The following is a 12,751-nucleotide window of genomic DNA, read 5'->3' as shown; positions in this document are numbered from 1 at the left end:
CGCGGGCAAACGCCCGCATTGCTCAGAGGCCTGATCTTCGCGCCCAATGGTTATGCCATGACACCGGCACACACGAGGAAGAAGGGTCGTCTCTACCGTTACTACGTCACCACCAGCGTACAGAAGCTTGGACCGGAAACCTGCTCGGTGCGACGCCTTCCTGCCGGTGAGATCGAGGCCGCAGTCATCGATCAGGTCCGCGCCCTGCTGCGCTCCTCAGAGATGATTGTGAAGGTCTGGGCAGCCGTGCGCGACCACGGCGATGAGATCAGCGAGACCGAGGTGCGCGACGCTCTGGTTCAGTTCGATGCTCTTTGGGAGGAGCTCTTTCCCGCCGAGCAGGCGCGCATCATCCAACTGTTAGTCGAGCGCATCGACGTCGATGTAGATGGCATCTCCATCCGCCTTCGCACCGAGGGCATAGCCAGCGTCATAGCGGAGCTTCGGGAACGACCAAACCTGGATAGGGCCGCCTGATGAACAACTGCGAGATCAGCCGCGACGGCAGTTTGCTAACGGTCTCCATCCCGATGGCGATCCGCAAGCGCGGTGGCCGCAAGGTTGTCGTCTCGCCAGCCGGTACCGAACCATGGGTGATGCCACGTCCGCGCATCGACAACACGCTACTGCGGGCCCTCGTCCAGGCATTCCACTGGCAGCATAAGCTGGAATCAGGGCAACACGCGACGATCAGCGAACTCGCTGCGGCTGAGAAACTCGACCGGTCGTTCGTCTCCCACGTGCTTCGACTGACCCTCTTGGCACCGGACCTGGTTGAGGCAATCCTCGACGGGCGACAGCCTCCCACGATGCAATTGCAGCCGTTGGTGCGCGGGTTTCCCGTTGAGTGGGAGCGCCAACGGCGCAATGCCTGCTAGTTGGGAAGGTCTGGTTTTTACCCAATGCGTCTTCCGCCGGCCGTGCGATTCGGATGACCGCTTTGCGCCGCATATCGGCTATTGAGCCAACTACGGCCGCATCCGAAAAGCGGACATCCGATCAATCAGGCGATGGTTCTGATGGCCTTTGCGCGCAGATGTGCCTTGAGCTTGGCCAAGGTGCCGGGCGTGGTGGAAGTGGAGTTGCGTTAGGTCAGCTCGCCCCGGCGCTGCAGGTCCAGGGCAGGCATTTTTCCTCCGGTCTCGCAGCCTTGTTATACGGCCTCGGAGAGGAGGGGTTGGGACCGCTCCTCCACAAGGTAACGGTACCACCATTCTATGCGGCCTGAACGGTGCCTCTGCCGACGAGGCTGATGTCGTCCGGATTGATGAGGTCTGAACTCGTCCAGCCGGAAAGATCATATTCGCTCATGCAGTCCTTCACGATCGATTGCATCGAGGCCAGATCTCCGGTCGCGGTGGCGGCGTTCAGGGTTTCGATCCTCAGGTTCTCGTAGTTGCCGGCATAGTTTCGTTCATACAGTTCGTGGCGTCCGCCGAATTCGGTTCCGATGGCATCCCAAAGCAGTTTCAGCAGTTTGACGCGATCGAGCGCTGCATAGCCGTTCGAACCGCGCACGAAGCGGTCGAGATAGGGCCGGATCGCCTCGCTCTCGAAATCGGCCGAACTCGACGGCAGGTAGATCAGGCCGCTGGCGACGTGCCGTTCGATGAGCTCCTTGATCCTGGGGTAAGCCATCGGTGCCAGCACGCGGTAGGCAAGGCCGGCATTGAGGTTGGGGAGGTTGTAGCCGTCGGTACCGTCCCACGGAACCGGCGATTTGACCATGGCGTCGCCGAGCGCATGGAAGGTGTTGCGCCATGCGATGACTTCGCCGACGCCTGCCTGGACGCCGCGGAAGTCCTTTGATCCCGTCGCCTCGACAGCCATCGAAAACAATCCCGCGATGAAGTCCAGTTTCACCGACAGGCGCGTCAGGCCATGCAGGGTGAAGCGCGGGACGAAGCCGGATGCCGGGAAGAACTGGTTGATCTTGTCGACGTCGCCATAGATGAAGATGTTCTCCCACGGAACCAAAACCTTGTCGAAGACCAGGATCGAGTCGTTCTCGTCCAGACGGCTGGAGAGCGGATAGTCGAAGGGCGATCCGGTTGCCGCCGCGTTGAACTCGTAGGACGAACGGGCGATCAGCTTGATGCCGGGCGAGTCCATGGGCGCGGTGAAGATCAGCGCGAAGGACTTATCCTTGATCGGGATGCCGTAGTGGGCGATGAAATTGTAGTGGGTCAGCGCCGAGCCGGTCGCCACGACTTTCGCGCCCGACACCACCACCCCCTTGTCCGTTTCCTTGTCCACATGCATGAACACGTCGCGGACTTCCTCGATCGGACGGTCCCGGTCTATCGGAGGGTTGACGATGGCGTGGTTCCAGTAGTCGAGACGTTCCTGGGTGCGGGCATACCAGTTGCGGGCGTTCCCGGCATAGTCTCCGTAGAAGGCCGAATTGGCGCCGAGCGTGCCAAGGAAAGAAGCCTTGTAGTCGGGCGAACGTCCCATCCAACCGTAGGAAACCTTCTGCAATTCGGCGATCGCATCGCGCGACCTGACCAGATCCTCGGTGGTCTTGGAGCCGAGGAAAAAGGGGTGCGTCAGCTTCCCTGAGCCGGTGTCCGTCAACACGCCGATCTCGTTCTTCTTTTCGTGGAAGCGGTCGTACCAGCGCGCAACCATCCGGGCCGAGTTGCGGAACGCCGGATGTTGGGTGACATTCTTGACGCGCTCGCCATAAATATAGATTTCACGGCCGTCCTGGATGCTCTCCAGGAATTCGGAACCGGTGTAGGCATCGGTTCCTGGTGCTTGGGTATCAAGCACCGGCTTGGTAGCCAGATTATGCATATCCTGTACTCCTCCATTGGTCCGGACCAGGCATTCGCTAGCCGGCGTCGGGCTTAGAAAAGGGTTCCTCTTCCCTTTCGAGGCCGGAGGCTACGCGCCGATGAAGTGCTAATGATAGGTATCATGCGATACCGGATCGGGTATCGCTGGCGTCGCCACCTAGCGTTAGATTTCGTACGTCGGACAGGTCAGGGATCGGATGGGTGTCATCTGGGCGCTTGCTTCGGGTGATGCCGGGCAGGAACTCGAGGAGGCGAGGGAAAAGCTCCGGCTGCGCCACCACAAGGATTTCAAGATTAAGCTCGGCTTCAACTCGCCTGAGGCCGACATCGTGCGCTTGCAACATCTTCGTGCCGGCCTGGGTGACGACGTGAAGCTGATCGTCGATGTTAATCAGGCGTGGACCGAGGCGCTTTGCATCCGGCTTTTTCCTGCGCTTGAGGAACTCAATGTCGCGTTGATCGAGCAGCCCGTTCAAGCAAGCCAACGCGAAGCGATGGCGCGCGTCGCGGCTCGCACGCGCATTCCGCTTCTTATCGATGAGGCTGCGTTCACCAATTCGGAGCTGGCCAGCGTGGCTACGCAGGCCTGCGGCAGCGTCTATTCGCTGAAGCTGGTCAAGAGCGGCGGCCTCCTGGAGCTCAAGCGGGCCGCCGGCATTGCCCAGGCGTTCGGAATCGAGCTCTACGGCGGTTGCCTGCTGGAGAGCAGCATCGGCGCCGCGGCCCACATGGCCGTCTTCTCGACACTGCCTCGCCTCGAATGGGGAAGCGAACATTTCGGTCCACGAATACTGGTCGAGGATCTCGTCGCTACGCCGCTGGTGTTCGAGGAGTTCGAAATACGCGTGCCGGCCGGGCCGGGGCTCGGTGTGACGCTGGACGAGGACAAGGTGCGCATGATGGCGCGTAAGATGTGAGACCGACCATGCCGCGCGTTCGAAACTTACGCCAGCGACTCGACGATATGGCGGCCGCCCTCGAGCGGAGACCCCATTTGCTGCGGCTTGGCCGCCTCTTCAACGAAACCATCCTGATCGAGGTCGACCAAGACGAATTCTACCTGACCTTCGAGAAGGGAAGGGTTGTCGAGATCAAGGAAGGTCCGAGCAAGAAGCTTCCTTGGCGGTTTGCGCTGCGAGCGAAGGGCGATGCATTGCTCGAATTCTGGCAACCTCTGCCTAAGCCGGGTTTCCATGACATTTTCGGGCTGGTGAAATACGGAAATGGCAGCATCGATGGCGATATCCTGACGCTGGTCAAGAACTTGCGGTACTTCAAGGAATTCATGGCGTTGGGACGCAAGGAGGGTTTCTCATGAAATCTTCGATCGAGCCGATCGTGGGCCGCTATGTCAATGTGACGGTTGGAAATGCCCGGCAGCGCATCTACTTCGAGGAAGCCGGCCAGGGCCGTCCGGTCGTGTGCCTTCACACGGCGGGTGCCGACACGCGGCAGTGGCGGTCCGTCCTGAACGACGAGGCGTTCACCAGATCCCACCGGTTCATCGCCTTCGACATGCCCTGGCACGGAAAGTCGCTGCCGCCGGAGGGGTTCGAGACCGAGGAGTATCTGCTCTCGACCGAGACCTACATGGAGACGGTGCTGGCATTCTGCCGTGCGGCAGGGCTGGAAAAGCCTTTGCTGGCCGGATGTTCGATGGGTGGGAGGATTGCGCTGCAACTGGCAGCCCTCCATCCTGAATCCTTTTCGGGTTTCATCGCGATCGAGGCGTCCGATTTCCAGCCGGCATGGTATGACATCGATTGGTTTCACCGGCCCGATGCGCATGGCGGCGAAATGGGCGCCGCCCTGGTGTCGGCCAACATCGCGCCGCAGGCGCCTGACCCAGAGCGTTGGACCACACTGTGGATGTTCATGCAGTCCGGCCCAGGCGTTTTTCGGGGAGACCTCAGCTTTTACACGTCCGATGACAGCCTCGTCGGCCGGCTCGGGTCCATCGACACACGGCGCACGCCCGTCCATATCATGTGCGGCGAGTACGATATGACCTGCACTCCTGAAGACGCGCAACGCACGGCAGCTGCGATCAAGGGTTCCAGTCTTGCGATCATGAAGGATCTTGGTCATTTTCCGATGAGCGAGAACCCCGCTGCCTTCAGGGTCTATTTCAAGGAGGCATTGGAAAGGGTCACGCGGGTGCCTGCGCGGCTGATGGATGCCTGACGGACGGCGATGGACTTCAAACGGCTGAGCTATTTCCTGGCAGTGGCCGAAGAACTTCATTTCGGGCGCGCCTCGGCGCGCCTCGGGATTGCTCAGCCTCCATTAAGCCGACAGATCGCCCAGTTCGAAAGGGAGATCGGCGCGGCCCTGTTCGACCGCAGCCGCAGCCAGATACGGCTCACCCAGGCAGGCGAATTGCTGCTGGAGCGGGCGAGGGAAATCCTCGAACGCGTCGACCAGACGGAACGTGAGGTGATGCGGATCGGGCAGGGTGTGGCGGGACGCCTGCGGATCGCGTTCGTCGGAACGGCAACCTTCGGTGTTCTGCCCAAAATCATCAGGGCTTTCCGCGCCGCGCATCCGGATATCGAACTGGCGCTTTCGGCCATGAACAATGCGGAATTGCGACGAGCCCTGATCCAGCGGGAAATCGACATTGCGGTGGCGCGCCCGTCGATCGAAGACGCGGAGGTCAAATCCGAAACGCTCATGAAGGAACCGCTCGTGCTGGCGCTTCCTGACAGCTATGCCAATCGTGTGCAACCATTCCATCTCGCAGATTTCAAGAATGCTACTTTCGTCCTCTTTCCACGGCGCCCACGTCCAAGTTACGCGGACTATGTGCTCGACGTATGCAAGGTTGACGGCTTTGTTCCTGCCTTGCAGGTCATGGCCCAGGACTATCTTACAGCGATGAGCCTGGTCTCGGTTGGCGTCGGCATCTCGATCGTGCCAGCATCGGTCAGCGAAAATCAACGGCCCGGCATTGTTTATCGGAAATATGAAGGCCACAATCCGGGAACCGAGCTTTCACTCAACTATCGACGAGACAACCGCTCGCCGCATTTATTCGGCTTTCTTGAATTGGCTCGGAAAATAGCGCGGGCTTCTCACTCGGGTCCGCCGGTCTGAATACGTCGCGTTGGCAATGCGATGGTCGCGGACATCACCGAAGTGGAACTGGTTTAGCTCAGGGCGTCGCCGCCTATCGATGAGTTGATACCAGAATGGCAGCTCATCTGGTCTTCAAGGCCAACACCGGACAGTCCGCAGTCGGCCCACTGCGGTCATTCGAGAACTGGCGGACGATCGCTTTTGGCGCAAGCCGAACCTAGCGAGCGATGGCTTAGTTGTGGTCCTTTTTGGCAGGCGAGCGAACCGCAAAACCGCCCCCAGCAAGGCCGGCGCTAAGGCATTGATATTGCTGTTGGCAGAACCTGGGGATTTTTGGGGCTACTCCCCAGCTTCGGAGAATGACGGCCATTCGGAGAGCGATTTTGGTCGAATAGGCCTCGCTGCACTCCCCAGCTTTTGGCCACACACCCCGCAAACGCTGGGCTTCAGAGCGCTCGCCAACAGAGGAGAGAATTGTTCGGACTTTGAAGGTGGTAGCGGGAGAGGGACTTGAACCCCCGACCCCAGGATTATGATTCCCGTGCTCTAACCAACTGAGCTACCCCGCCAGGGCGGCGAAAGGCCCGAAATCCGCCTTAAATCGAAAGGCATGTCGGGGGCGTTCGCCAAGGTCGCGCGGATATAAGGTTGGGAGGGTGAGCCTGTCAAGCTTCGATGCAACCGGCGCGCCGGCTTATTGTCATTGTCGAAAAGCTTTGCCGCGCAGACATTTGGTTGCCGCCGCCGGGGTTGAGTTCGTAGGGGCACGTCGCTATGTCTCGGCCACGAGTTTTAAGAGTTGAAACAGATGAAACCGCGCATTGCAGTCCTCGGTTGCGGATACTGGGGCAGCAACCACATCCGCACCCTCAAGGCGCTCGGCGCGCTGCACGCGGTCTCCGATGCCAACCGGGCTCGCGCCGAAGGCTTCGCCAGCGAGCAGGACTGCCTCGCGATCGAGCCCGACCAGATCTTCGTCCGTGACGATATCGACGCCATCGTCATGGCGTTGCCGCCGCAATTCCATGCCGACCTTGCGGTGCGCGCCGCCGAGAGCGGCAAGGATCTGCTGGTGGAAAAGCCGATTGCGCTGACGGTGCCGGACGCCGAGCGCGCTGTGCAGGCGGCCAAGGACAATGGCCGCGTCTTCATGGTCGGCCATGTCTTGCGTTTCCATCCGGCCTTCGAAACGCTGAAGGGGCTGATCGACAAGGGCGAACTCGGCGAAGTCCGCTACATCCATTCGCATCGGCTCGGCCTCGGCAAATTCCACACCGAGAACGACGCGCTGTGGGACCTGGCACCGCATGATTTGTCGATGATCCTGGCGATCACCGGCACCGAGCCGATCGAGGTGCGCGGCGAGGGCGCCGCCCTGCTCGACAATCTCAGCGACTTCGCGCATCTGCACATGCGCTTTCCCAACGGCCTGCGCAGCCATCTCTTCACTTCGCGGCTCAATCCCTATCGCGAGCGGCGGCTGACCGTGGTCGGAACCAAGGCGATGGCGGTGTTCGACGACGTCGAACCATGGGAACGCAAGCTTGCCGTCTACCGCCACGCTGTGTGGCAGGACAGCGGCCAATGGGCCTTCACCACCAATGAGCCGTCCTATGTCGCGGTTGCCCAGGGCATGCCGCTGACGCGTGAGCTGGAGCACTTCATCCAGTGCATCGAGACACGGGCCGAGCCGCGCACCAGCGGCGAGGAAGCGATCAGGGTGCTGCGCATCCTGACCGCGGGGACGGTCACGCATACCACGCCCAATTCCTGAGAGACCGTTTGGACTCTGTCACTCGCCGGCGCGAATTTCTCTGAGCGGGTAGCGGATTACTCGGCGGGGATCTGCGCCGGCCTGGCGGAAAGCCGGGTCAGCATGGCCTCGGCCTCGGCGCCACGCTCCGAACGCTCGATGAAGCCGCCGCCGAACACACGCGCCTCGTTGCCGTCATCGGAATAGAGCACGCAGGCCTGTCCGGGCGCGATGCCGGACTCGCCGTCGATCAGTTCCACCCAAGTGGCGCCAGCGCGATGATGCAGCACGGCAGGGCGGGGCGGGCGGGTCGAGCGGACCTTGGCGAACAGCTCCAGGCCACCGGCGGGGACATCGGCCAGCGCGCGATCGCCCAGCCAGTTCATGTTGCGCAGATAGATCTTGTGCGTCTCCAGCGCCTCGCGCGGGCCGACCACGACGCGGGCGCGTTCGGCGTCGAGATGGACAACGTAAAGTGGCTCGCCGGAAGCGACGCCGATGCCGCGGCGCTGGCCGATCGTGTAGCGCAGGATGCCCTCGTGGCGGCCGAGCACGCGGCCGTCGATGTGGACGATGTCACCCGGATTGGCAGCAGCCGGCTTCAGCTTGGCGATGATGTCGGAATATTTGCCCTGCGGCACGAAGCAGATGTCCTGGCTGTCCTGCTTGGCGGCAACCGTCAGCCCCATCTCCTCGGCGATAGCGCGAACCTGCGGCTTCGACAGGCCACCGAGCGGGAAGCGCAGATAGTCGATCTGCGCCTGTGTGGTGGCGAACAGGAAATAGCTCTGGTCGCGGTCGGCGTCGACCGGCCGGTAGAGCGCGCGGTGGGCGCCATTGGCACCGGAGCGGATATAGTGGCCGGTGGCCAGCGCGTCGGCGCCAAGCTCCTTGGCGGTGGCCAGAAGATCGGCGAACTTAACCGTCTGGTTGCAGGAAACGCAGGGGATCGGCGTCTCGCCGGCGACGTAGCTCTCAGCAAAGGGGTCAATGACCGCCTTGCGGAAGCGTTCCTCGTAGTCGAGCACATAGTGGGGAATGCCGAGCGTCTCCGACACCCGGCGCGCATCGTCGATGTCCTGCCCGGCGCAGCATGAGCCGGCCCGGTGCGTTGCCGCGCCATGGTCGTAGAGCTGCAAGGTGACGCCGACGACGTCATAACCTTCGCGCTTCAACAGGCCGGCGACGACCGATGAATCAACACCGCCCGACATGGCGACGACGATGCGGGTGTTTTCGGGACGTCCGGGAAGATCGAGGCTGTTCATGGTTCTTTCGTTCTGCGCGGCGCCTGAATGCCAATGACGAGAATATAGGTCAAGCTTTCCGGCTACGCCAGCTTGCAGGGCCGATGGACAGGCAACGGCCGGTTCCGGCGAATGGAGAGATTTTTTCGGCATGGCGCTGGCGCTTCGCGGCGGATGTTTCAAATGCCGACGAAAAGACTAACGCGGCGTTCATGATCCTTACCTAGTCATTAGGGTCTGCTTAGGCAATTTTTAAAGCTGTGGCGGTAACGTGGCGGGGATTGGGTCTTTGAGTTTTTTGTAGAGAGTACGATGACCGATCTGGTTAGACCGAGAGTCAAATATGTTATCGGGCCTGACGGCAGCCCTCTTACGATTGCCGATCTGCCGCCGACGAATACACGTCGCTGGGTTATCCGGCGCAAGGCGGAAGTGGTTGCGGCGGTGCGCGGCGGGCTTTTGAGCCTTGAAGAGGCGTGCCAGCGCTACAAGCTAACGACCGAGGAATTCCTGTCCTGGCAGGCGTCGATCGACGAATATGGCCTTGCCGGGCTGCGCACGACGCGCATCCAGCAATACCGGCACTAGGGCAATGACCCCAAAAACCGGAATCCGGTTTTCGGAAAGAATCGCGCTCAACCACTGAGATCGAGCCGGTCAGAACAAAGATCAAAGGGCGCGGCACTCCGCGCCCTTTTGTTTTCGAAGCGCGGCTTTTGGCGCTCAGGCCGTCAGCACCACTTTGCCGATCGGCTTGGTGGCGAGAAAGGCGTGAGCAGCACTTGCCTGCTCGAGCGGGAAGCTTTTCGCCACATGGACGGCAAGCTTTTTCGCATCGATCAACCGGGCGAGTTCCACCAGGCCTTCGCGGTCGGGCACCACGGACATGCGCTCGACCCTAATGTCGCGCGCGCTGGCCTGCGCTCTAGTGGCATCGTTCACGTTCAGCAAAGACACCAGCACGCCGCCGTTCCTGACCACCTTTAGCGAACGATCGGCATGGTCGCCGCCAATGGGCTCCAGCACGAGATCGATGTCGCCAACCGTGTCGGCGAAATCGCCCTTGGTGTAGTCGAGAACCTCATCGGCGCCGAGCGAGCGGACGAAATCGAGCTTTTGCGGGCTGGCGGTGGCGATGACGTAAGCGCCGCGCGCTTTGGCGATCTGCACGGCCAGATGGCCAACGCCGCCGGCTGCCGCGTGGATCAGCACACGCTGGCCTGATTTCAACCAGCCATGGCGGACCAGACCCTGCCAGGCGGTGAGGCCAGCCAGCGGCAATGCGCCTGCCTGGATGTGGTCGGCCCCCTTCGGCTTCAGCGCGATTTCATCGGCTGGCACAGCCGCCAGTTCGGCGTAAGCGGCGGCCTGCTTGGGGAATCGCGGCATGCCGAACACTTCGTCGCCGATCTTGAAGCCGGTGACGCCGGCGCCCAGCGCCTCGACTGTTCCCGAGATATCCCAGCCCAGGATGAATGGCGGTTCGCCGAGCAGAGGATAATAGCCGGCGCGGACGGAGCCATCGACCGGATTGATCCCGGCAGCCTTGACACGGATCAGCACCTCGCCGGCCTTTGGTGCGGGGTCGGGGCGATTGGCAATGGCAAGAACGTCAGGTCCGCCGACGGAATTCTGGATAACGGCACGCATGGGATGTCTCCTGCTTGGTTGGTGCCGCTATCATTTGGATAGTAATGGTCTCTTTTCCAGTATGTACCTTTTTGATATATAGGCACCCCATGGATAGTGATGACGAGTCTCCATTCGGCTATGATGCGTACCGGCGGACGTGCGCTTCGCACACCGTGCTCGAGATGCTTGCCAGCAAATGGGTCTATCTGGTGGTTTGCGCGCTGCGCAAAGGCCGGTTGCGCAATGGCGAGCTTGCCCGCAAGCTCGAAGGCATCACGCCGAAGATGCTGACGCAGACATTGCGCGTGCTCGAGCGCGACGGTCTGGTGCGACGCGAGATCTTCCCGGTCATTCCGCCGCGCGTCGAATATGAATTGACTGAGCTTGGCCAGAACCTGGCGGGACTGCTCAACCAGATCAGGTCGTGGTCGGAACAGCATGCGCCGGACATCAAGGAAGCCAGGGCGCGGGCGACTGCTGAAAATGAAGGCGACTGGGCCGCCTAGCTTCGATCGAGTCTTTCGTAGCCGTCCGGCAAAAGGCCGGAAGCGGGATTTTGCGCTCGCCGGCAGCGCCGACGTCGCGGACAGGCCGGACTTCAGCCGATCATGGCGCTGCGGCCGCCGACCTCGGCCTCGCGAATCTTGGTGTCGCGTGATTCGAGCATCTCAGCCTTGGAAAGCTCCGCTTCAGCTTCGCCGAGTAATGATTCGGCGGTGCTTCGCTGCTGGGCGAGGTCGCTTTGCGAATTTCTGAGGTTGTCGCGCCGTAAACGCGCCGCCTTGGCAAAGGTCGGATAGGCAAAATGGTTGATGTCGGTGATGCCGGCTTTCTTTTCTTCGGCGGTGATCTGAAGCTCCAGTTCGACGGCCATGCGTTCGAACTCGGCGATCATCATGTCGAGCTGCAGCAGCTGCCGCCGCTTCTCATTCACCTGAAACTGTTTCAGTCGAACGAGGTTTTCACGTGACTTCATGATTCGGTACTCCCGGAAACGCACACCCGCACATATCGTCCAAACCGCCTGGAAAGGCCCAGGCCTTGCCCGTGTCCACCGGCTTTCCCCGAACTATAGGAAACAAAACCCTAAAGTTTTTTGCCGGCGGTAACCATTCGTTTACGGGCATTGTTAATCATACGGCTCAGGACTTAAGGCCGGGTAAAAATTCCGGCCGCCGATGCGGGAGCCGCGTCAATGAGTCTCTGGAGTCGCTTAGTCCAGGTTGTTAATGTGTTGCATTAGGAATTTGGTTCTGGGATTCGTTATTAGATTCAAGAGGGTGTAGAAAGAGGTTAAAAAATCTGGTACCGTAGTCGACGGGAAATTAGGTTTTGTTAACCATTTAATGGCAGCCTCTGCACAAGGCAACCACTGCTCCGGGTCCGGACGGGTCGTGAAATGGTCCGGCAGCAGAAAAGGGGAATGAAATGCGTGTTCTGCTGATAGAAGATGACAGTGCAACCGCACAAAGCATCGAACTGATGCTGAAATCGGAAAGTTTCAATGTCTACACGACCGATCTCGGTGAAGAGGGTGTCGATCTAGGCAAGCTCTACGACTACGACATCATCCTTCTCGATCTCAACCTGCCTGACATGTCGGGCTATGAAGTCTTGAGAACGCTTCGCCTGTCCAAGGTGAAAACGCCGATCCTCATCCTCTCCGGCATGGCCGGCATCGAGGACAAGGTACGCGGCCTCGGCTTCGGCGCCGACGACTACATGACCAAGCCTTTCCACAAGGATGAGCTGGTCGCCCGCATTCATGCCATTGTGCGGCGCTCGAAGGGCCATGCCCAGTCGGTCATCACCACAGGCGACCTGGTGGTCAACCTCGACGCCAAGACCGTTGAAGTCGGTGGCCAGCGCGTGCACCTCACCGGCAAGGAATATCAGATGCTGGAGCTGCTCTCGCTGCGCAAGGGCACCACACTGACCAAGGAAATGTTCCTCAATCACCTTTATGGCGGAATGGACGAGCCCGAGTTGAAGATCATCGACGTCTTCATCTGCAAGCTGCGCAAGAAGCTCGACGCGGCATCCGGCGGCCAGAACTACATCGAGACGGTCTGGGGTCGCGGCTATGTGCTGCGCGAACCAGAAGACATCCGCGTCAGCGCCTGAGCGGCGAGCAGCGTCCGAACTTTTCTTCGACAAAAAACCCGGCTCCGGCCGGGTTTTTTCGTGATGGGCTGATAACTATTTGTTTTGACGCAATTTTGGACGGAAAGCCGTCACAC

The 12,751-nt window shown here is 60.6% G+C and carries 14 protein-coding genes and 1 tRNA gene; 10 read left to right on the top strand and 5 right to left on the bottom strand.

Features of this window, described 5'->3' with window-relative positions; genetic code table 11:
• Together AC1DZU_RS26220 and AC1DZU_RS26215 are read left to right on the top strand one after the other, a co-directional pair.
• Positions 1–477: recombinase zinc ribbon domain-containing protein (locus AC1DZU_RS26220; RefSeq protein WP_477289591.1), on the top strand; the 477-nt coding region annotated here is incomplete at its 5' end.
• Complete coding sequence (locus AC1DZU_RS26215; protein WP_477289590.1) at positions 477–878, top strand: hypothetical protein; 402 nt, start codon at positions 477–479, stop codon at positions 876–878. The genes AC1DZU_RS26220 and AC1DZU_RS26215, both read left to right, overlap by 1 nt.
• Positions 879–1,215: 337 nt before the next feature.
• Here AC1DZU_RS26215 and AC1DZU_RS26210 read toward each other — a convergent pair whose 3' ends face one another.
• Positions 1,216–2,799, bottom strand: a complete 1,584-nt coding sequence (locus AC1DZU_RS26210; protein WP_477289589.1) for a 4-hydroxyphenylacetate 3-hydroxylase N-terminal domain-containing protein — start codon at positions 2,797–2,799, stop codon at positions 1,216–1,218.
• A 199-nt stretch (positions 2,800–2,998) separates the two neighbouring features.
• On the opposite strand from AC1DZU_RS26210, the gene AC1DZU_RS26205 reads away from it, so the two are divergent.
• The 4 genes from AC1DZU_RS26205 to AC1DZU_RS26190 all read left to right on the top strand — a co-directional run bounded on the left by AC1DZU_RS26205 (position 2,999) and on the right by AC1DZU_RS26190 (position 5,897).
• Entirely contained in the window at positions 2,999–3,718 is a 720-nt protein-coding gene (locus AC1DZU_RS26205) for an enolase C-terminal domain-like protein (RefSeq protein WP_477289588.1), read from the top strand.
• A 77-nt stretch (positions 3,719–3,795) separates the two neighbouring features.
• Positions 3,796–4,119: a hypothetical protein gene (locus AC1DZU_RS26200; RefSeq protein ID WP_244620027.1), complete on the top strand. Its 324-nt coding sequence runs from the start codon at positions 3,796–3,798 to the stop codon at positions 4,117–4,119.
• On the top strand, positions 4,116–4,985 hold the full coding sequence (locus tag AC1DZU_RS26195) for an alpha/beta fold hydrolase (RefSeq protein ID WP_477289587.1): 870 nt from the start codon (positions 4,116–4,118) through the stop codon (positions 4,983–4,985). The genes AC1DZU_RS26200 and AC1DZU_RS26195 overlap by 4 nt, the downstream gene beginning before the upstream one ends.
• Positions 4,986–4,994: 9 nt before the next feature.
• Positions 4,995–5,897, top strand: a complete 903-nt coding sequence (locus AC1DZU_RS26190) for a LysR family transcriptional regulator (protein WP_477289586.1) — start codon at positions 4,995–4,997, stop codon at positions 5,895–5,897.
• 474 nt (positions 5,898–6,371) lie between these two features.
• On the opposite strand, the gene AC1DZU_RS26185 is transcribed toward AC1DZU_RS26190, so the two are convergent.
• Positions 6,372–6,448, bottom strand: a tRNA-Met gene (locus AC1DZU_RS26185).
• A gap of 239 nt (positions 6,449–6,687) precedes the next feature.
• Here AC1DZU_RS26185 and AC1DZU_RS26180 point away from each other — a divergent pair.
• A complete protein-coding gene (locus tag AC1DZU_RS26180; RefSeq protein ID WP_477289585.1) occupies positions 6,688–7,653 on the top strand; it encodes a Gfo/Idh/MocA family protein in 966 nt (321 codons plus the stop codon).
• Positions 7,654–7,709: 56 nt separating this feature from the next.
• On the opposite strand, the gene mnmA is transcribed toward AC1DZU_RS26180, so the two are convergent.
• A complete protein-coding gene (mnmA, locus tag AC1DZU_RS26175; RefSeq protein ID WP_477289584.1) occupies positions 7,710–8,900 on the bottom strand; it encodes a tRNA 2-thiouridine(34) synthase MnmA in 1,191 nt (396 codons plus the stop codon).
• A 291-nt stretch (positions 8,901–9,191) separates the two neighbouring features.
• Here mnmA and sciP point away from each other — a divergent pair, with 291 nt between their 5' ends.
• The gene (sciP, locus tag AC1DZU_RS26170) at positions 9,192–9,467 is read left to right on the top strand and encodes a CtrA inhibitor SciP (RefSeq protein ID WP_006203587.1); all 276 of its coding nucleotides are present in this window, start codon (positions 9,192–9,194) and stop codon (positions 9,465–9,467) included.
• A gap of 135 nt (positions 9,468–9,602) precedes the next feature.
• On the opposite strand, the gene AC1DZU_RS26165 is transcribed toward sciP, so the two are convergent.
• Positions 9,603–10,529 carry an NADP-dependent oxidoreductase gene (locus AC1DZU_RS26165; protein ID WP_477289583.1) on the bottom strand — a complete coding sequence of 309 codons (927 nt, stop codon included), beginning with the start codon at positions 10,527–10,529 and terminating at the stop codon, positions 9,603–9,605.
• An 89-nt stretch (positions 10,530–10,618) separates the two neighbouring features.
• Here AC1DZU_RS26165 and AC1DZU_RS26160 point away from each other — a divergent pair, with 89 nt between their 5' ends.
• The gene (locus AC1DZU_RS26160; protein ID WP_477289582.1) at positions 10,619–11,017 is read left to right on the top strand and encodes a winged helix-turn-helix transcriptional regulator; all 399 of its coding nucleotides are present in this window, start codon (positions 10,619–10,621) and stop codon (positions 11,015–11,017) included.
• A 92-nt stretch (positions 11,018–11,109) separates the two neighbouring features.
• On the opposite strand, the gene AC1DZU_RS26155 is transcribed toward AC1DZU_RS26160, so the two are convergent.
• Positions 11,110–11,487 (bottom strand): hypothetical protein, encoded by a 378-nt coding sequence (locus AC1DZU_RS26155; protein WP_056595903.1) that lies wholly within the window; start codon positions 11,485–11,487, stop codon positions 11,110–11,112.
• Between the two features lie 452 nt (positions 11,488–11,939).
• On the opposite strand from AC1DZU_RS26155, the gene ctrA reads away from it, so the two are divergent.
• Positions 11,940–12,635 carry a response regulator transcription factor CtrA gene (ctrA, locus tag AC1DZU_RS26150; RefSeq protein ID WP_006203583.1) on the top strand — a complete coding sequence of 232 codons (696 nt, stop codon included), beginning with the start codon at positions 11,940–11,942 and terminating at the stop codon, positions 12,633–12,635.
• The last annotated feature ends 116 nt before the right edge of the window (positions 12,636–12,751 follow it).

Source organism: Mesorhizobium sp. P2_A12, assembly GCF_056405075.1.
This window is presented reverse-complemented; position numbering and strand designations above follow the sequence as displayed.